Below are 23,459 nucleotides of genomic sequence, written 5' to 3' on the forward strand. Positions count from 1 at the left end.
TCGTCATCGTCACCGACGACAACCCGCGCACCGAGGACCCGGCAGCCATCCGCGCGTCCGTCCTCGAGGGGGCGCACGGGGCGGGCACGCGCGCGGAGATCCGCGAGTGCGGTTCCCGCGCGGAGGCCATCGACCAGCTCGTGGCATGGGCGCGCCCCGGTGACGCGGTGATCGTGGTGGGCAAGGGCCACGAGGTGGGCCAGATCGTCGGCACCACGACGCACCCCTTCGACGACCGCGTCGAGATGCGGCGCGCGCTGGACGAAAACGGTTACGGTGAGGGCGTCGATAAGCACAACGGCATGAATGACAACGAAGGCGCACGGAAAAGGGGCAACCGATGATCCCGCTTGAGCTGCAGGAGATCGCCGCCATTACGGGCGGGGAGCTGAACGGGCACGCCGAACCGGGGGCGAAAGTCACCGGCTTCGTGGAGTTCGACTCACGCAAGGTCGCCGAGGGCGGTCTCTTCGTCGCCCTCGCCGGCGCGCGTGCCGACGGGCACGACTTCGCGGGTGCCGCCGTGGAGCAGGGCGCCGCCGCGGTGCTCGCCGCGCGCGACGTCGACGCCCCCGCCGTCGTCGTACCGCCGGTTCAGCGCCGCGAGGGCGACAACTCGGACCTCGCGGCGAACGACCCGACCGGTTCCGTCTCGGCCGTCGTCGCCGGGATGTCCGCACTCGCGGCCCACGTCGCCCGCGAGCTGACAGCCCACCACGGTCTCTCCATCACCGGTGTGACCGGTTCCGCGGGCAAGACCTCGACCAAGGACCTCATCGCCGCCGTGCTCTCCACCGCGGGCGAGACCGTCGCGCCCCCCGGCTCCTTCAACAACGAGATCGGCCACCCCTACACGGTGCTGCGCTGCACCGAAACCACGGACTTCCTCGTCGCCGAGATGTCGGCGCGCAACATTGGCCACATCGCCCACCTGGCCACCATCGCTCCGCCCCGCATCGGCGTGGTGCTCAACGTCGGCTCCGCGCACCTGGGCGAGTTCGGCTCGCGCGAGAACATCGCGCAGGCGAAGGGCGAGCTCGTCGAGGCGCTTCCCGACGCCGGCAACGGCGGCATCGCGATCCTCAACGCCGACGACGACCTCGTGATCGGGATGGCCCCGCGCACCCGGGCCCGGGTCGTGCGTTTTTCCACCGAGTCGCGTGACGCCGAGTACTTCGCCACCGACATCGAGCTAGACGATGTCGCCCGCGCCACCTTCACGCTGCATTCCCCGGGCAACGAACCGCAGCGGGTGCGCCTCAACGTCTTCGGCGCACACCAGGTCTCCAATGCGCTCGCCGCCGCCGCAGTGGGCATCGAATCCGGCATCCCCGCCGGGACCGTCGCCCGCGCGCTCAGCGAGGCGCACGGCGTCTCCGTCAACAGGATGGACGTCAACACCCGCGCCGACGGCGTGACCGTGATCAATGACGCCTACAACGCCAACCCGGACTCCATGCGCGCGGGCATCGCGGCGCTGGGGTACACCGCGGCGGCGCGCCCCGGCGTGCGCTCCATCGCGGTGCTGGGGGAAATGAGCGAGCTCGGCGCGGACTCGGTGGAACGCCACCGCGACCTCGGTGACGAAATCGCCCGCTACCACGTCACCCACCTCGTGGCGGTGGGGAACAGCCCGGAGATGCGCGCCCTGGAGGATCGGGCCCGCTCCCGCGGGATCCGCACCATCCCCGTTGGAGGGGTGGACGAGGCCGCCGGGGCGGTAGAGGAGATTCTGGCCGCCCCGCCGGCGGGGGAGGAAGGCTGGCAGGAGCGCGAGGCGCGCGACGTCGTGCTGGTCAAGGCCTCCAACTCGGTGGGTCTGTGGGGCGTTGCGGAGCGGCTCCTCGAGGGGCATAACCTGAAGACGGGCTCCAGCCGCGGCACGAACATCGACAAGGGAACACGGTAAACACGCACATGGTTCAGATCATCATCGCGGGGATCGTCAGCTTCCTCGTGGCCATCTTCCTCACCCCGGTGCTCATCCGGTACTTCCACCGCCGCGAGATGGGCCAGGAAATCCGCGAGGACGGCCCCGCCTCCCACGCCCGCAAGCGGGGCACCCCGACGATGGGCGGCATCGCCATCATCGCCGCAATCGTGCTCGGGTACTTCGCGGGTGGACTGTGGGCCCTGTCGACCGGGCACACGGCCTTCACGGCCTCGGGGTGGATCGTCCTGGGTCTGACACTCTCCCTGGGTGCGGTCGGTTTCGCCGATGACGGGATCAAGCTGTTCATGAAGCGCAACCTGGGGTTGAACAAGACGGCAAAGCTGGTCGCGCAGCTGGTCATCTCCCTGGCCTTCGGCCTGCTGCTCCTCCGCTTCCCCAACGAGGAGGGGATCACGCCGGGTTCGACGTCGCTGAGCTTCGTCCGCGACATGGAGATCCTCGACTTCGCCGCCGCCGGCGGGATCATCGGGCTCGTGGTCTTCCTCGTCTTCATCTACATCCTGCTGGCCGCCTGGTCCAATGCGGTGAACCTGACGGACGGGCTGGACGGGCTCGCGTCCGGGACCACCGCCTTCGTCATGGCCGCGTACACCGCCATCACCTTCTGGCAGTTCCGCCAGTCCTGCTCGATTTCGCCGGGCCCGGGCTGCTACGACGTACGCGACCCGCTGGAACTGGCGACGCTCGCGGCCGCCGGCTTCGGCGCGACCATCGGCTTCCTCTGGTGGAACGCGGCCCCCGCGAAGATCTTCATGGGCGACACGGGCTCCCTTGCCCTCGGAGGGTTGGTGGCCGGGTTGTCCGTGGCGAGTAAGACCGAGCTGCTCATGGTGATCATCGGCGCACTGTTCGTGCTGGAGGCTGCTTCCGTCGTGATCCAGGTGGTGGCGTTCCGGACCACGGGCAGGCGCGTGTTCCGCATGGCGCCGTTCCACCACCACTTCGAAAACGGCGGATGGCCGGAGACGACCGTGGTCGTCCGGTTCTGGCTCCTCTCCGCGATGGCGGTGGCGCTCGGCCTGGCCATCTTCTACGGCGAGTGGCTTTCTTTGACCGGGGCGGTGAACTGATGGGTGGGACCTTCAACGCATCGGCGATTCCGGCCGAGCTGCGGGGCAGCGTCCTTCTCGCCGGTGGCGGGGTGTCCGGTCTGGGCGCGGCGCGGCTCCTCGCCCGCCTGGGCGTGAACCTCACCGTGGCTGACGACAATGCGGAGAACCGCGGGCGGGTGACGCGCGAAACGGGCGCCCCCGCCGTTTCCACCGCCGAGGCCCAGACGATGCTGGGTGGCACCAGCCTCGTCGTCACCTCCCCCGGATGGCGCCCCGATTCGCCGCTCCTCGTCGCGGCCGCGGAGGCCGGGGTGGAAGTGATCGGCGATGTCGAGCTGTGCTTCCGGCTCGACCGCGCGGCGGTGTTCGGCCCGTCCCGCACGTGGCTCGCAGTGACGGGCACGAACGGCAAGACAACGACCACCGGAATGCTCGCCGCCATGATGCGCGAGGCCGGACGGGACACGGGGCTGCGCGCGGTGGCGTGCGGCAACATCGGCACGGCGATCAGCGACGCGCTGCTGGACCCGGAACGCGTGGACGTTCTCGTCGCCGAGCTTTCCAGCTTTCAGCTGCACTGGTCCAGCCAGCTCGTGCCCGACGCGGGAATCCTGCTCAACCTCGCGGAGGACCACATCGACTGGCATGGTTCCTTCGCCGCCTACGGGGCGGACAAGGCGAAGGTGTTGCGCGCGCCCGTCGCCGTTGCGGGCATCGACGATCCCGAGGTCGTGCGCCTTGTCGGGGAGACGGGCCGGGACGACATCATCGGTTTCACCCTCTCCGAGCCAGGGGAGAACCAGGTGGGAGTGTCGGACGGGCGCATCGTGGTCAAGCGTGAGGGGCTGACCACGGACCTGGCCAGCGCCACGGGCATCGAGCCGGCGGGTGTCGCCGGTGTTTACGATGCCCTCGCTGCCGCCGCCGCCGCCCATGCCCGGGGCGTGCGTCCCGAGCGCATCCAGTCCGCGCTCGACTCCTACCGGGTGGAGGGCCACCGCGGTGCGGTGGTGCACAGCGCCGGGGGAGTGGACTGGGTGGACAATTCCAAGGCGACGAACCCGCACGCCGCGCACTCCGCTCTGGAGGGCGTGGGAACCGTGGTGTGGATTGCCGGAGGCCAGCTCAAGGGGGCGCCCGTCGACGAGCTGGTGAGGGACCACGCGGAGCAATTCCGCGCAGTGGGAATCATGGGCGTCGACCGCGGTATCGTGCGCGACGCGCTGGAGCGCCTGGCCCCGGACGTGCCGGTCTTCGTGTCTGACTCCACCGACCCGGTGCAGGCGATGGACGAGGTCGTCGGGTTCGCGGCGCGTCAGGCTCGGCCCGGTGACACGGTGCTCCTCGCCCCGGCGGCCGCGAGCCTGGACATGTATTCAGGAATGTCTCAGCGTGGCGACCAGTTCGCCGTCTCCGCGGTGGCACACTCGAAGCGGTAGAGTGACCCTGTTCGGCCCCGGCCCGTCCCTGAGACGGCCCCGCGGAGGCAATCCGGGGAGGGGCCGTGTTGCTCCGGCCCGGCACCGCCACCCCCGGTCTATTGTGTCTACTGTGGCTCTAGAGATTGCTGGGGCAGAAGGTAAGTCAACGACTGCTTCGACGACGAAAGGGCGGTGGCCATGACCGTGAGGCGCGGTATCCCGGGGCGCGAGCCCCGAGCAACCCGATCAACCCGCGGGGCGGTTTCCGCCGAGCCCGCGCGGCCGACCGGGGGCGCAACACGGGTACCTCCCCGTCCCGCCCCGGCGGCCGCGAGGCAGCGCGGGGCCAACGGCGGCGGTGCAACGTTCGCCACCCTCAGCCGGCGGCTCAACGCCGCGATGGATGCCCACCCGATCCTCGACTACACCATGATCCGCACCGTGGTGCTGGTACTCGCCGGCCTCGGCATCATCATGGTGATGAGCTCGTCGATGGCGGTGTCGTTCGCGACATCGTCAAGCGTCTGGGCCGCGACGATCAAGCAAACCTCGATGGTTGCGCTGGGCCTCATCGCCTTCTGGGCGATGCTCAAGACTTCGCCCGAGAAAATGCGCAAGTGGGCCGATGCCCTGATGATCCTCGCGGTCATCCTCCTTTTCCTGGTGCTCATCCCCGGGATCGGCACGGGCAAGGAGGAGGTCGGTTCCCAGTCGTGGATCGTCCTCGGCCCGCTTCGCCTGCAGCCATCGGAGCTCGCGCGCGTCGCCATCGCCGTGTGGGGCGCGAAGGTGCTGGCCAACAAGGACCACCGGCGCCCGTCCAAACTCGACAACGGCTTCGTCGCCTTCTTCGGCGCGGCCGGCCTGTGCCTCGTGCTCATTGCCGCTCAGGGTGACTACGGCATGGCCGTGTCGTTCAGCATCGTCGTGGCCTTCATCCTGCTCTTCGCGGGAATCCCGTGGAGCGTCATCGGAATCGCGGCCGGGCTGGCGGGCGTGAGCCTGATCGTGGTCTTCCTCTCGGGCGGGTACCGCTCCAACCGTTTCCACGTCTACTTCGACGCCCTCTTCGGCAGGTTCAACGACACCCGCGGCATCGCCTTCCAGTCCCACCAGGGCTTCCTCTCGCTCGCCGATGGGTCCCTCTTCGGCGTCGGCCTGGGCCAGTCGCGCGCCAAGTGGTTCTACCTCCCCGAGGCCCGCAACGACTTCATCTTCGCCGTCATCGGTGAGGAGCTCGGCCTGTGGGGCGGCGCCCTGGTGATCTGCCTGTTCGCGCTCATCGGTTACTTCGGCCTCCGCGTCGCCCGCCGCGCGCAGAACCAGTTCCAGGCCCTCATGGCTGCCTCGCTCGCCGCCGGGGTGGTCTCGCAGGCGTTCATCAACATCGGTTACGTCATCGGCCTGCTGCCCGTGACCGGCATCCAGCTGCCCATGCTTTCCGCGGGCGGCACGTCGGCGGTGATCACGCTCGCCTCGATGGGTATCCTCGCCTCCGTTGCGCGGCACGAGCCGGACGCGGTCTCCTCCATGCAGAACTACGGGCGGCCCTTGTTCGACCGGATGTTCGCGATCGGCGAGCCCACCACGCCGGGCCAGGAGCGCAGCCGAACGACCCCCGCGGGAGCGGCAGCGCCGGGGCGGAGGACCCGCGCGGAGCACGAGGCGCGCTTCGGTACGCCGGTTACGGCCCGCGGCACCACCGCTTCACGACGACCCGGCGGGCCTGCCACCCGCTCCGCCACACCGCGCCGCGACATCCGCGTGAGCNNCATCCGCGTGAGCACGGGAGTGAAGGGTACGGAGGGTGTCCCGGGTTCCGCGGCCCGCAGCTCCGCACCCGGTTCCGGGGCCCCCGGTTCCGCACCGGGCTCCCGGCGCCCGCAGCGATCCGCCGCCGCACACCCCGGCCGCGACATCCGCCGCGCCGGGTAGCCGCGCAGTCCACGTTCCGAACGAGAAAGGTGACCCCGCCATGGCTGACACTGCAGCAGACCGCGACAACGCAGACGAGGCAGACAACGCACGGGACGAGGTGGGCGAAAGGGTCCAGCGGACCTCCGGCCCCCTAAACATCGTCCTTGCGGGGGGCGGCACCGCGGGGCACATTGAACCCGCTCTCGCCGTCGGTGAGGTGTTGCGCGACGAGTTCCAGGCCACCGTCACCGCGCTCGGGACGGAGAAGGGGCTGGAGACGACGATCGTCCCCGCCCGCGGATTCGACCTCACCCTCATCGACCCCGTGCCGATCCCGCGCAGCGCCCCCTGGAAGCTCACGGCCGTACCGTTCAAGCTGGCGCGATCGATGGAACAGACCCGCCGCGCGCTGCGTCGGGCGAATGCGCAGGCGGTCTTCGGCACCGGCGGTTACGTCTCCGCCTCGGCATACCTCGCGGCCGCGTCGCTCAAGCTGCCCTTCTTCGTCCTGGAGACCAACGCGCTGGCGGGGATGGCGAACAAGCTGGGGGTGCGTCTCGGCGGCACCGGCTTCAACGCCGTGGCCGACTCGGGCATGGAGGGTGAGGTCGTCGGCATCCCCGTGCGCCCCGGGGTGGGCGTCGACCCCGACGGCGCGAAGGCTGACCGCGGTTACAGGATGTGGAACCTGGACAGGAACCGCCCCACCATCCTCGTCACCGGTGGCTCCCAGGGCGCGGTGAGCATCAACGAGGCGCTTTCCGGCGCGGTGGGCCGCCTCGCCTCGCAGGGATTCCAGATTCTCCACGCCTACGGCCGCAAGAACGACGCGCCCGCCGCGCAGGAGCATTACACGGCCGTGCCGTACATCGATGACATGGAGGCGGCCTACGCCGTCGCGGACCTCGTAGTCTGCCGCTCCGGCGCGATGACCGTGGCCGAGAACTCGGCCGCGGGCCTGCCCGCCATCTACATTCCGCTTCCTCACGGCAACGGGGAGCAGGGGCTGAACTCCGCGCACCTGGTCGATCTCGGGGCCGCGGTGCGCATCGACGACGCGGACCTCACCGCCGACGCCCTCGTCGAGGCCGTCGCGGGCATCCTCGGGGAACGTGGGCGCCTCGCCACCATGCGCCGGGCGCTGGAGTCCTCGGGCGCCGGCAACGTGGCGCGCGACCTCGCCACCCGCGTCGTGCGCGCCGCACGCGCTCACTAAAATCTCCACCGACGCCCGCCGCCGCGATGCCGGCGCCCCCACATCCACCCCGAACCAGCCCGCCACAAAGGAGTGCCACGCAGGTATGAACCCCGCAGGTACGAACGCCCCCGACACCTCCGAGACCCCCGTCGACCTTTCCCGCGTCCACCTCGTCGGAATCGGCGGCGCCGGAATGTCCGGCGTGGCGCACATCCTCATCGACCGCGGCAGCACCGTGACGGGATCCGACGTGAAGGATTCCCTGCCCGTGCGGGCGCTGCGCGCCCGGGGCGCCCTCATCGGGGTCGGCCACGATGCCTCCAACCTCGAGCTCGCCGGCGAGTTGCCCACCGTGGTGGTGACGAGCTTCGCCGCCATCCCGCAGGACAACCCGGAGCTCGCCCGCGCGAAGGCGGAGGGAATCCCGGTGCTGCGCCGCTCCGACGTTCTCGGCGAACTCATGGAGGGCCGGACCCAGATCCTCTTCGCGGGCACGCACGGGAAGACCTCCACCACATCGATGGCCGTGGTGGCACTGCAGGAGGCTGGGGAGGACCCGAGCTTCGCCATCGGCGGGCAGCTCAACCGCGCCGGCACCAACGCCCACCACGGGCGTGGCACCGCCTTCGTGGCCGAGGCCGACGAGTCCGACGCCTCCCTGCTGCGCTACAAGCCGGACGTGGCCGTGGTGACCAACATCGAGCCCGACCACCTCGACTTCTTCGGTGACGCCGAGAGCTACTTCCGGGTTTTCGACGACTTCGCCGACCGCGTCCAACCGGGAGGGCACCTCGTCGTGTGCCTTGACGACCCCAACGCGGCGGCCTGCGGGGCCCGGGCGAAAGGGCGGGGAATCAACGTCGTCGGCTACGGTACCGCCGGTGCGGCGGCCGACCATCCCGCCATCCCCGCAGGCGCCGTGATCACCGGCGAGGACCTCGACGGCGGCGACCTGCGCGTCGCCGTCGAGCTCCCGGTCGGCGACGGGCCGCGCAAGCTGAGCTACACCATGGCGATCCCGGGCAGGCACATGGTGCTCAACTCCGCCGCGGCGCTCCTGGCGGGCACCCTGGCCGGTGCGGATCCAGCCCGCCTCGCCGAGGGCCTCGCCGGCTTCTCCGGCGTGCGCCGCCGCTTCGAACTCAAGGGAGCGGTGGGCTCCGGCCCGTTCGCGGGCACGCGCGTCTACGACGACTACGCGCACCACCCGACGGAGGTCAGGGCGGTGCTCACGGCCGCCCGCGGAATGGTCGAGTCGGAGGGGAGGGGAGCGCGCGTTGTGGTGTGCTTCCAGCCGCACCTCTTCTCCCGCACGACGGCCTTCGCCCCCGAGTTCGCCGACGCTCTCTCGCTCGCTGACGCGGCGGTGGTTCTGGACATCTTCGGCGCCCGTGAGAGCCCGGTCGAAGGCGTGGACTCCCGGGTGATCACCGGGCGGATCGATCCGGCCACGACACAGGTGCGCTTCGAGCCCGACTTCTCCGCGGCACCCGCGGCGGTGCGCGACCTCGTACGGCCCGGGGACGTCGTTCTCACCATGGGTGCGGGCACCGTGACCATGCTCGGCGACGAGATCCTCGCGGAGCTCGCCCCCGCCCCCGGCGAGAGCACCGGAGAGTAGACCGATGTCGACCGCCTACACGCCACAGCCCCCGCGCGGGCGCCACAACCCCGGTGAGACCGACGATGAACGGGAGCGCCCGGAGGGGAAGCGCGGGCCGCGCCGCCCGCAGGGGCGTGACGCCCGCCCGGTGGCGGTGCGGAGACGGCGCCGCCTGGCGGCTGCTCTGGGGGGCGTGGTGCTCGCGGGAGCCGTCGCCGGGGTTATCCCGTTCACCCCGGCAATGCCGGTGAAGAGCATCGACATCCAGGGCACCAGCCGCCTCACCCCCTCCGAGGTGGAGGAGGCGGCGGGTGTCGCGGAGGGCACTCCGATGGCGCGGGTAAACATGCGCTCCGCCGCCTCCGGTGTCGCGCAGATGCCGTGGGTGAAGTCGGCGACGGTGAAGCGCCACTGGCCGTCGGCGATCGACGTGAACGTCGTCGAGAACGTCGCGGTGGCCTACGTCAAGGGCGAAAACGGATCCGGTGCCCACCTCATCGACGCGGAGGGCCGGGAATTCACCGTCGACACCCCGCCGCCCGGGGCGATCGAGCTGACCGGCTCCGCGCTCGGGGACGATCGCGTGCGGGGGGACGCGGTGGCCGTCGCGACGTCGATAAGCGAGCGTGCCCGCGGCCGGGTGAGGTCGATCGAGGCGTCCGGGCCCTACACCTTCAGGCTGAAGCTCGACGACGACCGCACCGTGGTGTGGGGAGCCTCCGAGGACAACGCCAACAAGGCGCTCGCCCTCGAGTCCGTCATGGAGCGCGAGGGGCGGGAATTCAACATTTCCAACCCCGAGCTAGTCACCGTCCGCTAGGGGCAAATGCCCTGCTCACAACCCTAAAGTTGGGGTTTAGGGTTGCAACACGCCGGGCAAAAAACAGCTATTCTTCAGATTCTTCCCGCATGATGGAGAGCGCTACAGATCGTCCCCATCAAAGTTTCTACGTAACCGAAAGGCGAGACTTCATTCATGACCTCTCCAGCTAACTACCTCGCCATGATCCGAGTCGTCGGTGTCGGCGGCGGCGGCGTCAACGCCGTCAACCGCATGATCGAGGAAGGCCTCAAGGGCGTCGAATTCGTCGCGGTCAACACCGACTCCCAGGCCCTCCTGTTCACGGATGCCGACACCAAGCTCGACATCGGCCGCGAGGCGACCCGCGGCCTCGGCGCGGGTGCGAACCCCGAGGTCGGTCGCACGTCCGCCGAGGACCACAAGCAGGAGATCGAGGAGTCCCTCAAGGGCTCCGACATGGTCTTCGTCACCGCCGGCGAGGGCGGCGGAACCGGCACGGGCGCCGCGCCGGTCGTCGCGGGGATCGCGAAGAAGATGGGCGCGCTCACCATCGGTGTGGTCACCCGCCCGTTCTCCTTCGAGGGCAAGCGCCGCACCCGCCAGGCCATGGAGGGCATCGCGAACCTCAAGGAGGTCTGCGACACCGTCATCGTCATCCCGAACGACCGCCTCCTCCAGCTCGGCGACGCCGAACTGTCGATGATGGAGGCGTTCCGCGCCGCGGACGAGGTGCTCTACAACGGTGTCCAGGGCATCACGAACCTCATCACCATCCCGGGCATGATCAACGTGGACTTCGCGGACGTGCGCTCCGTCATGGCCGATGCCGGCTCCGCCCTCATGGGCGTCGGCTCCGCGCGCGGGGACAACCGCGTCATGACCGCCACGGAGCAGGCGATCAACTCGCCGCTGCTCGAGACCACCATGGAGGGCGCGAAGGGCGTGCTGATCTCCGTCGCCGGCGGCTCCGACCTCGGCCTCATGGAGGTCAACAACGCCGCCTCCATCGTCGAGGAGAAGGCCGACGACGACGCCAACATCATCTTCGGCACCATCATCGACGACAACCTGGGCGACGAGGTGCGCGTGACCATCATCGCCACCGGCTTCGACGAGAAGGCGAACGTCCGCGCCGACGCCCAGCAGCCGGAGGGATCCTCCCAGGTTGCGGTGGACAACGGCCCCGCCTCCGAGACCGCCACCCCCGCGCCCAGCCGCGGCTCGCTTTTCGACGACCGCGCCGACGCCCCGGCCCCCGCCCGCGAGGAGTCCCGCGAGTACCAGCCGCGCCACCGCTACGAGGAGCGGGGCTCCGGGCTGTTCACCCACTCCGACCGCGACGCTGCCCCGCAGCGCGGCCGCCGCGACTACGACGACCTCGACGACGTGGACGTGCCCGACTTCCTGCGCTAGGGGCCCGGCCCCCGGGCGCTTCGCTAGGGTGTTGGTCATGGCACCCCACAGCGCACCGGAAGCAGAGCGCACAGACAACCGTCCCGTCCGCATGGTGTTCACCACCCGTGCGGGCGGGACGTCGTCGTCCCCCTACGATTCCTTCAACCTCGGCGACCACGTCGGTGACGCCCCCGCCGACGTGCGCAGCAACCGCGAGCGCCTGGCGCGCGTGGTGGGCATCGACCCGGCCAGCTTCGTCTGGATGGAACAGCTGCACACCGCCAACGTCACGCTTGTCGACGGCCCCCGCGCCCGCCCGGTCGAGGCCACCGACGCCCTGGTGACCACCCGCCCGGGCCTGGCACTGTGCGTCCTCGTCGCCGACTGCACCCCGGTGCTCCTCGCGGACCACGGGGAGGGTGTCGTCGCCGCCGTGCACGCCGGGCGGATGGGTGCGCGCAACGGCATCGTCGCCAAAACGGTGCAGAAGATGGTGGAGTGCGGCGCCCGGCCCGCGGCGATACAGGCCCTCCTCGGACCCGCCGCCTCGGGCGCCTCGTACGAGGTGCCGAGGGAGATGGCGGAGGACGTCGAAAAGCACCTGCCCGGCTCCCTGACGCGCACGTCGAAGGGCACCACCGGGCTCGATGTGCGGGCGGGCCTCGTGCGCCAGCTCATGGGGCTCGGTGTGACGCACATCGAGGCCGACCCCCGGGACACCGTGACGGACACCGATTTCTTCTCCTATCGGCGCGAGGGCACGACGGGGCGGCAGGCCGGGGTGATCTGGCTGACCGGGAAAGGCGGAAAGGAAAGCTTATGAGCAGGAAAGACGAGATTGCCGCGAACCTTAACTCCGTGCGCGAACGCATCACCGCCGCAGAGAAGGCCGCGGGGCGGGCACCGGGCAGCGTGGCTCTCATCCCCGTGAGCAAGTTCCACCCCGTGGAGGACATCCGCATCCTCGGCGAACTGGGTGTCGGGCTTGTGGGGGAGAACCGGGAGCAGGAGGCGCGGGTGAAGGCGGCCGCACTGGCCGAGCGGGGGCCCGCGGTTGGTATCGCGATGATCGGGCAGATCCAGTCGAAGAAGGTCAACGCCGTCGCCCGCTGGGCCGCCGAGGTGCATTCCGTGGACTCCGTCAAGGTGGCCGAGGGGCTCGACCGCGGCGTCGGCCTGGCGCTCGAACGGGGCGAGCGCACGGAGGCGGTGCTTCCGTGCCTGGTGCAGCTTTCCGCCGACGGCGACACCGGCCGAGGGGGAGTGCCGGAGGCCGGTCTGGAGGCGGTGGTCGAGGCCGTTGAGGGCGCGGCGTGCCTGGAGATGAGCGGGTTCATGGTTGTCCCGCCCCTCGATGCCGATCCGGGGGCCGTCTTCGCCCGCGCGCGCGAGATCACCGACGCCCATTCGGCCGAGCTGGGCCGTACGCTGGTGCTTTCCGCAGGCATGTCCGGCGACTTCGAGCAGGCCATCGCGTGCGGTTCGGATATCGTGCGTGTCGGAACCGGGGTGCTCGGAGCGCGGCCCGTAGGCTAGCACCGACGCTCACGACAGTTCCCCGATGTTCCCGGCCGACCCCGGCGTACGCGGTCCCGGTAAGAGTCGCGGTCCCCGCATCTAGAATCAATCCCAGGAGCACTCACACTATGTCCCTCTTTGGCAGCGCGAAGGAATTCTTCGGCCTCGGCCCCTACAACGAGGATGAGACCTACTACGACGATCCGCAGTACGACGACACCGTCGCCGGCTCCACCGCCTATGGCCGCGACCGCGCCGGGGACCGTCTCCCCGAGCGCGAGCCGGTCCGCGGGTACACCGACGCGCACGCCCACCACGGCTACCGCGACTCCCTGGCGCGGGACTACACCCCGGCCATCGTCACCGCCGCCCCCCGCGGTTACAACGACGCCAAGGAGATCGGTGAGCCCTTCCGCGACGGCGACGTGGTGATCATGGACCTGACCGACCTCGAGTCCTCCGACGCGAAGCGCCTGGTCGACTTCGCTGCCGGGCTGTGCTTCGCCCTCCGCGGCAAGATGCACAACCTTTCCCGGGGCATGGACACGGACCGCCGCGTCTTCGCCATCACCCCCGAGGCCTCCCACTTCAGCGCCTCCGAGCTGCAGCGCGCGGCCCACCTGCGCTAGCCGGCGCACACCGCCCCCTTCCCCGGCACCCGCGTCCACCGCGGCGGCCGGGGTTCGTCGTTGCGCGGCCCTCCCGGCGGCGCCGGCGCGCCCGCCTCGGCCCCGTCATGCGGCGGGCGGTTGGTAGGCTTGCCCCGTGGCACTGTTTGGAGCTGTTCTGTACGCAATCGTCGGCCTGTACACGCTGGTGGTGGTGACGAGGCTGATCATCGAGATGATCCAGTCCTTCTCGCGCCACTTTGCGCCGCCGCGCTGGTTCATGGTTGTCGCGGAGGCACTGTTCGTGGTTACGGACCCGCCCGTCAACGCCCTGCGCCGCCTCATCCCGCCCCTGCGTCTGGGCGGGGGAGTGGGTGTGGACATCAGCGTCATCGCGCTGTTCCTCATCCTCGCTCTTCTTCAGGTGGCCATCCAGGCGCTGCTGGTCGTCCCCTTCATGTGAGGGGTACTGCGGGCCGGATGAGGGGGCCGGGTTGCCGCGAAATCACCCGATCCGGTGCGTTGGGGTCACTCTCGGGTGGATGTAGAGGGTATAAATAAAATCGGCGCGGGCCTGTCTCGGCTACACTCTCTCGTTAATAAGAAAATAACTATGAACTGTCTGGGTGATTCCCGTAAACTGGGTTTCGCTCGCACGCCCGCGCCAGCGGGCGCGACAACATGAAGGGATCGCTAATGCCGCTCACACCAGCAGACGTGCACAATGTCGCTTTTAGCAAGCCGCCAATCGGCAAGCGGGGCTACAACGAGGACGAGGTCGACCAGTTCCTCGACCTCGTCGAGGACACGCTCGCTCAGCTGCAGGACGAGAACGACGAGCTCCGCGCTCGCGTCGAGGAGCTGGGCACCGGCGGCAAGGCTGCCCCGGTCGCCGCACCCGTCCGCGATACCCAGGCAGACAAGACCTCCCAGGTGAACGAGGCCGAGCTGCGCCGCAAGGTCGAGGAGGAGCTGCGCGCCTCCTACGAGGAGAAGCTCCGCGTCGCGCAGGAGGCGAAGACGCGCGCCGAAACCGAGGCCCGCAACGCGAAGGACGAAACCACCCGCGTGCGCAAGGAGGCCGAGGAGGCCGCCCGCAAGCAGTCGAGCCAGGCCGCCGCCTCCGAGCCGAAGACCGCCGCGCAGCCGCAGAACCTCACCGCCTCCACCGGTGCGGAGGCCTCCGCCGACACCCACGTCCACGCCGCGAAGATCCTCGGTATGGCCCAGGAGATGGCGGACCGCCTCACCTCCGACGCGCAGGCCGAGGCCCGTTCCATGCTCGACGAGGCGCGCGGCGCCGCCGAGCGCCAGCTGCAGGACGCCGAATCCCGCTCCCGCGCCCAGCTCGAGGGAGCGGACAAGCAGGCCAAGGACACCACCACCAAGGCCGAGACCCGTGCACAGCAGCTCGTGAGCGAGGCCGAGCGCAAGGCCGCGGAGACCACCAGCGAGGCCAACTCCCGCGCCGAGGCCCAGATCCGCCAGGCCGAGGAGCAGGCGGCCAAGCTGCAGGCCGACGCCGAGCGCAAGCACACCGAGATCATGAACACGGTGAAGCAGCAGCAGACCGCGCTGGAGAACCGCATCGCCGAGCTGCGCACCTTCGAGCGCGAGTACCGCACCCGTCTGAAGACCCTGCTGCAGTCCCAGCTCGAGGAGCTGGAGACCCGCGGCACCTCCGCCCCGAACGGCGGCGCCGCCGAGAAGTAACGTTCCTCGGTCAGCAACCGTCAGACATCGCCCCGGCCTCCCCCGGGGCGTTTCTGCGTTCCCGGCCGCTAGAGGCCGGTCGACGGCCTCCGCCGGGCCGCACCCGCGCCGCGCACCCGCGTGGGTTACACTGGTGGCGCACTCAACAGGCACGCACCGATCCGGCCATCACCGGGGAGCGTTTCCGGAAGAACAGCCCGCCAGCGGGCCCAGTAGAACCGGACGTCGCGGGAAGACGTCACTTCCTTCACCACAAATGAAGCGGGGGCCCGGAGGCCCCAAGCAGGGTGGTACCGCGTGGTTCGCCGCGTCCCTGCACTAGGCCTGCACCAGGCCTGCAGCGGGCCTGCACCCGAAGAACATTGTGAGTGAAGGAGAAGTGACATGACGGACGTCGGCGGCGTGTACCCCAGGGTGGACATGACGGGCGGCAGCTCGAAATTCCCGGACATGGAGCGGGAGGTCCTCTCGTACTGGCGGGAGGACGGGACGTTCCAGGCGTCGTTAAGCAACCGCGAGGGCTGCGAGGAGTACGTCTTCAACGACGGCCCGCCCTTCGCGAACGGCCTGCCGCACTACGGCCACCTGCTGACGGGTTACGTCAAGGACATCGTCCCGAGGTACCGCACGATGGCCGGCTACCACGTCCCCCGCGTGTTCGGCTGGGACTGCCACGGCCTGCCCGCCGAACTCGAGGCGGAGAAGCAGCTCGGCATCACAGACAAGGCCGAGATCGAGTCGATGGGCCTGGACGCCTTCAACGAGTACTGCGCCAAGAGCGTTCTGCAGTACGCGGGGGAGTGGGAGGACTACGTCACCCGCCAGGCGCGCTGGGTCGACTTCGAGCACGGTTACAAGACCATGGACGCGAACTTCATGGAGTCCGTCATGTGGGCGTTCAAGGAGCTCTACGACAAGGGCCTGATCTACCAGGGCTTCCGCGTCCTGCCGTACTCGTGGGCCGAGCACACGCCGCTGTCGAACCAGGAGACCCGCCTGGACGATTCCTACCGCGACCGCCAGGACCCGACGGTCACCGTCACCATGCCCTTCACCGGCGCCCGCGAGGGTTTCCCCGCAGCCACGACGTGGGAGGCCCACCCCGAGCTTCACGACGCCTCCGCGATCGCCTGGACCACCACCCCGTGGACCCTTCCCTCCAACCTCGCCCTGGCCGTCGGGCCGGACATCGAGTACTCGCTGGTGCGTGTCGGCGAGGACGGGGCGGAGGGCTTCGCCGGGCGGAAGCTGTTGCTGGCGACCAACCTGGTCGGGGCGTACGCAAAGGAGCTCGGCGCCGAACCCGAGGTGCTGGCCACCTTCGCGGGCCGCGAGCTCGAGGGCCTGGAGTACACCCCGGTGTTCGACCACTTCGCCGACCAGGAGAACGCCTTCATGGTCCTGGTGGCGGACTACGTCTCCACCGAGGACGGCACCGGCATCGTCCACCAGGCCCCCGCCTTCGGTGAGGACGACATGTTCACCACCCAGCGCTACGGCATCGACCTGGTCATCCCTGTCGACGCGGACGGCAAGTTCACCGCGCTCGTGCCCGAGTACGAGGGCAAGCTCGTCTTCGACGCGAACCGCGACATCATCCGCGACCTCAAGGCGCGCGGGCGGGTGCTGCGCGACCAGACCATCGTGCACTCCTATCCGCACTCCTGGCGCTCGGGTGAGCCGCTTATCTACATGGCCCTGCCGGCATGGTTTGTCAAGGTCACCGACATCCGCGACCGCATGGTGGAGCTGAACCGCGAAATCGAGTGGATCCCCGGCCACATCCGCGACGGGCAGTTCGGCAAGTGGCTCGAGGGTGCCCGCGACTGGAACATCTCGCGCACCCGCTACTGGGGCTCCCCTGTTCCGGCCTGGGTCTCCGACAACCCCGAGTACCCGCGCGTGGACGTCTACGGCTCACTCGACGAGCTCGAGGCCGACTTCGGGGTGCGTCCGAAGTCCCTACACCGCCCGCACATCGACGAGCTGGTGCGCCCCAACCCTGACGACCCGACCGGGAAGTCGATGATGCGCCGCGTGCCGGACGTGCTCGACTGCTGGTTCGAGTCCGGGTCCATGCCCTTCGCCCAGTACCACTACCCCTTCGAGAACGCCGGGGAGTTCGAGGCGCGCCAGCCGGCGGACTTCATCGTCGAGTACTCGGGGCAGACCCGCGGCTGGTTCTACGTCCAGCACGTGCTCTCCACCGCGCTGTTCGACCGTGCGGCCTTCAAGAAGGTCGTGGCCCACGGCATCGTGCTGGGCAACGACGGGCTGAAGATGTCCAAGTCCAAGGGCAACTACCCGGATGTCAACGAGGTCTTCGACCGCGACGGCTCCGACGCGATGCGCTGGTTCCTCATGTCCTCGCCGATCCTGCGCGGCGGCAACCTGATCGTCACCGAGCAGGGCATCCGCGAGGGCGTGCGCCAGGCGCTGCTGCCCATCTGGAACGCCTACAGCTTCCTGCGGCTCTACGCCTCGCGCGAGGCGCGCTGGTCCGTCGATTCGACGAACATGCTGGACCGCTACATCCTGGCCAAGACCCACGACCTGGTGGAGGGGGTGGGCGAGGCGCTCGCCGACACGCGCATCGCTGACGCGTGCGACGAGGTGCGCCAGTTCGCCGACACCCTGACCAACTGGTACGTGCGCCGCTCCCGCGACCGGTTCTGGGAGGGGCAGGACGCCCACCCGGAGGCCTTCGACACCCTCTACACCGTGCTCGAGGTGCTCACCCGCGTCGCCGCGCCGCTCCTTCCCTACATCTGCGAGGTGATCTGGCGCGGACTGACCGGCGGGCGCTCCGTCCACCTGGAGGACTACCCGCAGGCCTCCGAGCTGCCGGCCGACCCGGATCTCGTGGAGAACATGGACGCCACCCGCGCAGTGTGCTCGGCGGCCAGCTCGGTGCGCAAGGCCAACAAGCTGCGCAACCGCCTGCCGCTGAACACCTTGACCGTCGCGCTGCCCGATGCCGCCAAGCTGGCGGACTACGCCGCGACCATCCGCGACGAGGTCAACGTCAAGGAGGTCCAGCTGACCGAGGACGTCGACTCCGCCGGAACCTTCGAGGTCGTGGTCAACGCCAAGGTTGCGGGCCCGACCCTGGGACGTGACGTGCAGCGCGCAATCAAGAACGTCAAGGCCGGCAACTACGTCCGCGAGGGTGACACCGTCGTCGTCGACGGCGACATCGTTCTCACCCCGGAGCTCTACACCGAGCGCCTCGTCGCGGAGGACCCCGAGTCCACCGCCCGCGTCGACGGCGTCGGGGGAGCGGACGGCCTGGTGGTTCTGGACACCACCGTCACCCCGGAGCTCGAGGCGGAGGGCTGGGCGGCGGACGTGATCCGCGGCCTGCAGGACGCCCGCAAGAACGAGGGCCTCGCCGTCTCCGACCGCATCGCGGTCGAGCTGGTCGTGCCCGCGGACAAGGAGGAGTGGGTGGCACGCCACGCGGAGCACATCGCCCGCGAGACCCTGGCAACATCCTTCGACATCTCCACCGCCGGGGAGGGTGCCCACCAGATCGTCGAGGGCGTTACCGCCACGGTGACAAAACAGGGCTGACGCCGTGAGCCGAATGGTCCCGCCCGGCCTGATGGTCGTTTCCGGCGTCTCCCTGTACGCCGGGGCCGCGATCGCGGTGGGGCTTTTCGACGCCTTCCCGCCCGCCCTGGTGGCCTGGATGCGCATCAGCGCCGCGGCCGTGATCCTCCTCGCACTGCACCGCCCGTCGCCGCGCGCCTTCGTCGGCCGCGCTGGGGCGGCGGCGCTGGTGTACGGGTTGATGACCATGTCCATGAACATGACCTTCTACGTGGCCATCGACCAGATCCCGCTGGGCACGGCCGTGGCGGTCGAGTTTCTCGGCCCGGTCGCGGTGGCGGCGCTGGGCTCGCGCTCGGTGCGGGACTGGGCGGCCCTTGCCCTGGCCGCAGCGGGCGTGCTCGTGATCTCGGGTGCGACGTGGGCGCAGGACGGCGCCGGAATCCTCTGGGCGTTGGCCGCGGGTGCGTTGTGGGCCGGCTACATCCTGGTCGGGTCGAGGATTGCCGCGGACGCGGGGGCGTCGAGAAGCTCGATGGCCGTCGGTTTCGCGTGGGCGGCGCTGCTGGCTGCTCCCGTGATGGTGGCCATCTGGCCCGGGGGCGCGCCCGCGCACGCCCTCGGACTGGGAAGGTTTGCCCTGCTGTGGCTGGGGCTGGGAATCTTCTCGGCGGCCCTGCCGTACTCGCTCGATCAGGTGGTCATGCGCCTGGCGGGTGCGTCGCACTTCGCGCTGCTGCAGGCGATACTTCCTCTTGTGGCGGCGCTCGTCGGCGCGGTGCTGCTGGGGCAGTGGCTGTCTGTCCCGGAGCTGTTGGGCATCGTGGCGATCGTGGCCGCGGTGGCGCTGCGTGCACCCGCGTCCGGCTAGGGGCGCTCCCACACGGGTGCCGATGCCGGGGAGACCGCGACCGCGCCGTTCGCGGCGGACACCTTCAGGGCGTGGCCCATCCCGACGTAGCCGATGAACGGGTCCTCGGAGACAGTGAGGCGCCGGTGCACGTGGGCGAGGACCCAAGCGTCGTAACCGCAGCGGCGCAGCTCATCGGGGTCCGCGGGGAGGCACGGGTTTGTCCACTCGCCGGCCAGGCTGGTGTGCAGCAGGCCGAGGTTGGGGCGCCCGGGCACCCGCTCCGGGAATTCGGCGGCGAGCTCGCGGGGGTCCCGGTCGACCTCCACCGAGGCGGTGTGCACCGCCCACCCACCCACGCCGTAGGTCGCCGGAACCGCCCCGGCCACGGTCACCCCGGCCGGGATGGTGCCGGAGAGATCGTGGACCGTGTCGTGGTTGCCCGCGATGAACAGCACGGGGTCGAAGAGCTCGAGGGCCCGCTCGAACAGCCGCGTCACCTCGCCGTAGGTGGATTCGGTGTAGCGCTTTTTGTCGATCACGTCGCCCAGCACCACGGCATGCCCGCACCCCTCGGCGGCGCCCGCCTCCAGGGCGGCGAGGGCCCAGCGGAGACCCGGCCCGACCTTGGTGGCGCCGTTCTGCCGGCGCCCCAGGTGGACGTCCGCGATGACGAGGATGTCCCCGGGCTGTTCACTGCCGGCGGCGGTGGGAGCGGTACTCATGGGTCCACCTTAAGCCCCGCGATAACCTGGGGTGCATGACTCGCTGGGTGCTGCACATCGACATGGACGCGTTCTACGCGTCGTGCGAGCAGCTCACCCGACCCACCCTGAAGGGACGCCCGGTGCTGGTGGCGGGGGTCTCCGGCAGGGGTGTGGTCGCGGGTGCGAGCTACGAGGCGCGGAAATTCGGCGCGCGCTCGGCTATGCCCACGCACCGCGCCGCGCGCCTGGTCGGTCCGCAGGTGGTGCTCGTCGAGCCGCGCCGGGCGGTGTACTCGGCGGCGTCGAGACGTGTCTTCGAGGTCATCGCCCGCCACGTCGACGTCGTCGAACAGCTTTCCATCGACGAGGCGTTCATGGAGCCGGCCTCGCTTGTCGACGCCACCCCCGCCGACGTGCGGGAGTGGTCCGACAACCTGCGCGCGGCCATCAAGCAGGAGACGGGCCTGCCGTCGTCGATCGGGGCGGGCAGCGGGAAGCAGTACGCGAAGATCGGTTCGGGTCTGGCGAAACCCGACGGGGTGTTCGTCATCCCGCACGCGGAGCAGCTTGAGATTCTGCACCCCCTGCCGGTGGGCCAGCTGTGGGGGGCGGGGCCGGGGGCGCAGGCGGAGCCGGCCGGGGCCGGGGGGGGGGGGAGCGGGGCGGGGGGGGGGGGNNCAGCTGTGGGGGGCGGGGCCGGTGACGCAGGCGAAGCTGGCCACGGCCGGCGTGGAGACGATCGGGGACCTCGCGGCGCTGTCCGAGCGCGAGGTGGAGATCTCGCTGGGAGGGGTCGTGGGAAAGCAGCTCTGGGCGCTGGCGCGGGGTGTGGATGAGCGCCCCGTGGCGCCGCGCGCGGAATCGAAGCAGATCTCGGCGGAACACACCTTCCCGCGGGACCTCCAGACCCAGCCGGAGGTGGACGCGGCCCTGCGCCGGGCGGCCGCGGACGCCCACGGCCGGCTGCTGAAAGACGGGCGCGGGGCGCGCACCGTCAGCGTCAAGCTGCGCATGGCGGACTTCCGCATCGAGTCGCGCTCGGCCACCCTGCCCTACGCCACCGATGACGCCGACACCCTCCTCGCCACCGCGTTCAAGCTCGTCCGCTACCCCGACGAGGTCGGCCCGATCCGCCTGGTGGGGGTGTCCTACTCGGGCCTGGAGCAGGCGCTGCAGGACGTGCTCTTCCCGGAGCTGGACCAGCGCATCGTCACCCCGGCGCGCACCTTTTCCGACTACGAGACGGGTGTGAGCGACCATTCAGCGGACCAGAACCTGGAGGTGGAAATTCCCCCGGTGGCGCAGGCGGGCGCCTGGCGGGCGACGCAGGACGTGGACCACCCCGAGTACGGGCACGGCTGGGTGCAGGGCTCGGGGCACGGGAGGGTGACCGTGCGCTTTGAGACGCGCGCGACCGGCCCCGGGCGCACCGTCACCCTCAACGCGGACGACCCGGACCTCACTCCGGGGGACCCCCTCGACTCGCTCGCCTGGGACGACTGGCTACAGGGGCCGGCCGATTAGCGGGGCCGGCCGGGTCATACGCCGAGGAGTACCGCCGGGTCCGTTCCCGTCGCGACGGCCGTCGCCAGCGCGACGCGCGCCTGGCCGGCGCGCAGCCACCCGGCGGGCAGGGCCGNNCGCGGGCTCCGAGGCTCGCCCCCCCGCCGGCGCCGCCGTAGGCGAACGCGACCTCACCGCGTGGAACGGACGTGCTCACAACAACAGGGATGCCGGCGTCGACGGCGCGCCCGAGGGCCTCACCCATGTCCGGGGAGACGTTGCCGGACCCCAGGGCCTCGACGACGATGCCGTCGGGGGATGTGGAGACGACGTGCTCGATCAGCTCCGCCCCCGCGCCGGGCCAGGCCCGGAGGATCGGCACATTGACGCCGGCCAGGGGGGCGGGGTCCACGGCGGCGGGGCGGGGCAGGGTCATCGGCGAGCTCAGCCGGAACGCCCGCGGCTCCGAGGTGTCCATCTTCACCAGTCCGCGCGCGGCGATGGTGTCCCCTCCGAAGTGGACCATCACGCCCTGCCCGCGCGCCAGCGGATCGGCGGCCAGCGCAATCGCGCGATTCAGGTTCGCGGGCCCGTCGGCGCTGGGGTGGTCCGCCGGCAGCTGGGCACCCGTGAGGACGACGGGGCGGGGGTCGGAGTGCACCAGGTCGAGGGCGAGCGCCGTCTCCGCCATGGAGTCCGTGCCGTGAGTGATGACGATGCCGGCGACGTGGACGTCGTCAAGCGCCCTGCGTGCGAGGTCGATGAGCATGTCAATGTCGGACAGTGTCATGGCGGAGGAGTCCAGGCCGGCCGCGTCGTAGACGCGCACGTCCTCGGTGGTGCCGCAGGAGACGACGAGCTCCTCGGCGGGCAGTGTCGGCGTGCGCGCGCCGGTGCCCGGGTCCGTGGTGCAGGCGATGGTCCCGCCCGTGGAAATGACGAGCACGAAGGAGCCGGAGCGGGAGGGGATGGGCGGGTCAATAGTCATGGGCACCAGTGTGTTGGTTGGGGTTTGTGGGTTGACATCGGTAATCTTAACCGGGTTAGACACCGCCCGGCCGGCGCGTCCGGACCCGTCGGCGGCGCCTCAAGCAGATCAAGGAGACACCGTGAAAACCGCGAACGCAAGGAAATTCACCGCAGCAATCGCCGCCCTCGGCGCCGCAGTGAGCCTGGCCGCCTGCTCGAACGACGGGGACAGCAACTCCAGCTCCTCCGCGTCCTCCTCCGCGGCATCCAGCGGCTCCAGCAGCGCCACCCAGGCACCCGCCGCGCAGCTGCCCACCGCCGCCGAGCTCAACGCCGTGCTGCTGCGCGCCACCGACCCGAACCTGCCCATCGACCAGCGCGTCAACACGGTCGAGGGCGGCGAGACCGCGCCCGAGCTTTTCGACGTCATGGCCCAGTCGCAGCAGGAGTCCGGCGCGAACTTCCAGGTCGTGGACCCCGTCCTGCCGGGGTACTCTCCCAACACCGCCCTGGCGACGGTGAACTTCACCGCGCCCAACGCGCAGTCGCAGCTCGCCGAGAACGTCGAGTTCATGTACGACAACGGCAACTGGAAGCTCTCCCAGTCCTGGGCCTGCACCCTGGTGACCAACACGCTGCCCGCCGACCAGGTGCCCGCCATGTGCCGTACCCAGGCGCCGGCCGGCGAGTCCGCGGC

General features: G+C 70.3%; 19 protein-coding genes and 1 pseudogene. 18 read left to right on the forward strand and 2 right to left on the reverse strand.

All coding sequences use genetic code 11. From position 1 onward, the window contains the following. The 16 genes from B3611_RS06925 to B3611_RS07000 form a co-directional block, all read left to right on the forward strand. The coding region (locus tag B3611_RS06925) for a glutamate ligase domain-containing protein (RefSeq protein ID WP_414646313.1) at positions 1-344 on the forward strand (344 nt) is incomplete at its 5' end. Then, complete coding sequence (locus tag B3611_RS06930; RefSeq protein ID WP_291314356.1) at positions 341-1,909, forward strand: UDP-N-acetylmuramoyl-tripeptide--D-alanyl-D-alanine ligase; 1,569 nt, start codon at positions 341-343, stop codon at positions 1,907-1,909. The genes B3611_RS06925 and B3611_RS06930, both read left to right, overlap by 4 nt. Before the next feature lie 8 nt (positions 1,910-1,917). Next, positions 1,918-3,024, forward strand: coding sequence for a phospho-N-acetylmuramoyl-pentapeptide-transferase (gene mraY, locus B3611_RS06935; protein ID WP_291314357.1), 1,107 nt, complete (start codon positions 1,918-1,920; stop codon positions 3,022-3,024). After that, complete coding sequence (murD, locus tag B3611_RS06940; protein WP_291314370.1) at positions 3,024-4,445, forward strand: UDP-N-acetylmuramoyl-L-alanine--D-glutamate ligase; 1,422 nt, start codon at positions 3,024-3,026, stop codon at positions 4,443-4,445. The genes mraY and murD overlap by 1 nt, the downstream gene beginning before the upstream one ends. Positions 4,446-4,625: 180 nt before the next feature. Continuing rightward, entirely contained in the window at positions 4,626-6,362 is a 1,737-nt protein-coding gene (locus B3611_RS06945) for an FtsW/RodA/SpoVE family cell cycle protein (RefSeq protein ID WP_414646314.1), read from the forward strand. A gap of 40 nt (positions 6,363-6,402) precedes the next feature. Next, positions 6,403-7,560: a UDP-N-acetylglucosamine--N-acetylmuramyl-(pentapeptide) pyrophosphoryl-undecaprenol N-acetylglucosamine transferase gene (locus B3611_RS06950; RefSeq protein ID WP_291314358.1), complete on the forward strand. Its 1,158-nt coding sequence runs from the start codon at positions 6,403-6,405 to the stop codon at positions 7,558-7,560. 85 nt (positions 7,561-7,645) lie between these two features. Further along, positions 7,646-9,163: a UDP-N-acetylmuramate--L-alanine ligase gene (murC, locus tag B3611_RS06955; RefSeq protein WP_291314359.1), complete on the forward strand. Its 1,518-nt coding sequence runs from the start codon at positions 7,646-7,648 to the stop codon at positions 9,161-9,163. Between the two features lie 4 nt (positions 9,164-9,167). Beyond that, positions 9,168-9,965, forward strand: coding sequence for a cell division protein FtsQ/DivIB (locus B3611_RS06960; protein ID WP_291314360.1), 798 nt, complete (start codon positions 9,168-9,170; stop codon positions 9,963-9,965). A 156-nt stretch (positions 9,966-10,121) separates the two neighbouring features. Beyond that, positions 10,122-11,360 (forward strand): cell division protein FtsZ, encoded by a 1,239-nt coding sequence (gene ftsZ / locus B3611_RS06965; protein WP_291314361.1) that lies wholly within the window; start codon positions 10,122-10,124, stop codon positions 11,358-11,360. Positions 11,361-11,397: 37 nt separating this feature from the next. Continuing rightward, positions 11,398-12,165 (forward strand): peptidoglycan editing factor PgeF, encoded by a 768-nt coding sequence (gene pgeF, locus B3611_RS06970; protein WP_291314362.1) that lies wholly within the window; start codon positions 11,398-11,400, stop codon positions 12,163-12,165. Then, on the forward strand, positions 12,162-12,878 hold the full coding sequence (locus B3611_RS06975) for a YggS family pyridoxal phosphate-dependent enzyme (protein ID WP_291314363.1): 717 nt from the start codon (positions 12,162-12,164) through the stop codon (positions 12,876-12,878). The genes pgeF and B3611_RS06975 overlap by 4 nt, the downstream gene beginning before the upstream one ends. 110 nt (positions 12,879-12,988) lie before the next feature. Beyond that, positions 12,989-13,489, forward strand: coding sequence for a cell division protein SepF (locus B3611_RS06980; protein WP_291314364.1), 501 nt, complete (start codon positions 12,989-12,991; stop codon positions 13,487-13,489). 136 nt (positions 13,490-13,625) lie between these two features. After that, entirely contained in the window at positions 13,626-13,931 is a 306-nt protein-coding gene (locus B3611_RS06985) for a YggT family protein (protein WP_291314365.1), read from the forward strand. Between the two features lie 233 nt (positions 13,932-14,164). Continuing rightward, positions 14,165-15,181 carry a DivIVA domain-containing protein gene (locus tag B3611_RS06990; protein WP_291314366.1) on the forward strand — a complete coding sequence of 339 codons (1,017 nt, stop codon included), beginning with the start codon at positions 14,165-14,167 and terminating at the stop codon, positions 15,179-15,181. Positions 15,182-15,565: 384 nt separating this feature from the next. Beyond that, positions 15,566-18,754 (forward strand): isoleucine--tRNA ligase, encoded by a 3,189-nt coding sequence (gene ileS, locus B3611_RS06995; RefSeq protein ID WP_291314367.1) that lies wholly within the window; start codon positions 15,566-15,568, stop codon positions 18,752-18,754. Between the two features lie 13 nt (positions 18,755-18,767). After that, entirely contained in the window at positions 18,768-19,604 is an 837-nt protein-coding gene (locus B3611_RS07000; protein ID WP_291314372.1) for an EamA family transporter, read from the forward strand. Here B3611_RS07000 and B3611_RS07005 read toward each other — a convergent pair. Beyond that, the gene (locus B3611_RS07005; protein ID WP_291314368.1) at positions 19,601-20,308 is read right to left on the reverse strand and encodes a metallophosphoesterase family protein; all 708 of its coding nucleotides are present in this window, start codon (positions 20,306-20,308) and stop codon (positions 19,601-19,603) included. The genes B3611_RS07000 and B3611_RS07005 overlap by 4 nt on opposite strands. Before the next feature lie 35 nt (positions 20,309-20,343). On the opposite strand from B3611_RS07005, the pseudogene B3611_RS07010 reads away from it, so the two are divergent. Further along, a pseudogene (locus tag B3611_RS07010) lies at positions 20,344-21,814 on the forward strand (DNA polymerase IV). On the opposite strand, the gene B3611_RS07015 reads toward B3611_RS07010, so the two are convergent. Next, on the reverse strand, positions 21,750-22,781 hold the full coding sequence (locus B3611_RS07015) for an asparaginase (RefSeq protein ID WP_349676589.1): 1,032 nt from the start codon (positions 22,779-22,781) through the stop codon (positions 21,750-21,752). The pseudogene B3611_RS07010 and the gene B3611_RS07015 overlap by 65 nt on opposite strands. Before the next feature lie 121 nt (positions 22,782-22,902). Here B3611_RS07015 and B3611_RS07020 point away from each other — a divergent pair. Continuing rightward, positions 22,903-23,459 (forward strand): hypothetical protein (locus B3611_RS07020; protein ID WP_291314369.1); only part of this gene is annotated, 557 nt, incomplete at its 3' end.

Source organism: Corynebacterium sp. UBA2622, from assembly GCF_002339505.1.
Taxonomy (GTDB): Bacteria; Actinomycetota; Actinomycetes; order Mycobacteriales; family Mycobacteriaceae; genus Corynebacterium.

Excerpts from the sequence above, each read along its gene's own strand:
- B3611_RS06930 (WP_291314356.1), top strand. The coding sequence starts at position 341 with ATGATCCCGCTTGAGCTGCAGGAGATCGCCGCCATTACGGGCGGGGAG.
- mraY (WP_291314357.1), top strand. The coding sequence starts at position 1,918 with ATGGTTCAGATCATCATCGCGGGGATCGTCAGCTTCCTCGTGGCCATC.
- murD (WP_291314370.1), top strand. The coding sequence starts at position 3,024 with ATGGGTGGGACCTTCAACGCATCGGCGATTCCGGCCGAGCTGCGGGGC.
- B3611_RS06950 (WP_291314358.1), top strand. The coding sequence starts at position 6,403 with ATGGCTGACACTGCAGCAGACCGCGACAACGCAGACGAGGCAGACAAC.
- murC (WP_291314359.1), top strand. The coding sequence starts at position 7,646 with ATGAACCCCGCAGGTACGAACGCCCCCGACACCTCCGAGACCCCCGTC.
- B3611_RS06960 (WP_291314360.1), top strand. The coding sequence starts at position 9,168 with ATGTCGACCGCCTACACGCCACAGCCCCCGCGCGGGCGCCACAACCCC.
- ftsZ (WP_291314361.1), top strand. The coding sequence starts at position 10,122 with ATGACCTCTCCAGCTAACTACCTCGCCATGATCCGAGTCGTCGGTGTC.
- pgeF (WP_291314362.1), top strand. The coding sequence starts at position 11,398 with ATGGCACCCCACAGCGCACCGGAAGCAGAGCGCACAGACAACCGTCCC.
- B3611_RS06975 (WP_291314363.1), top strand. The coding sequence starts at position 12,162 with ATGAGCAGGAAAGACGAGATTGCCGCGAACCTTAACTCCGTGCGCGAA.
- B3611_RS06980 (WP_291314364.1), top strand. The coding sequence starts at position 12,989 with ATGTCCCTCTTTGGCAGCGCGAAGGAATTCTTCGGCCTCGGCCCCTAC.
- B3611_RS06990 (WP_291314366.1), top strand. The coding sequence starts at position 14,165 with ATGCCGCTCACACCAGCAGACGTGCACAATGTCGCTTTTAGCAAGCCG.
- ileS (WP_291314367.1), top strand. The coding sequence starts at position 15,566 with ATGACGGACGTCGGCGGCGTGTACCCCAGGGTGGACATGACGGGCGGC.
- B3611_RS07000 (WP_291314372.1), top strand. The coding sequence starts at position 18,768 with ATGGTCCCGCCCGGCCTGATGGTCGTTTCCGGCGTCTCCCTGTACGCC.
- B3611_RS07005 (WP_291314368.1), bottom strand. The coding sequence starts at position 20,308 with ATGAGTACCGCTCCCACCGCCGCCGGCAGTGAACAGCCCGGGGACATC.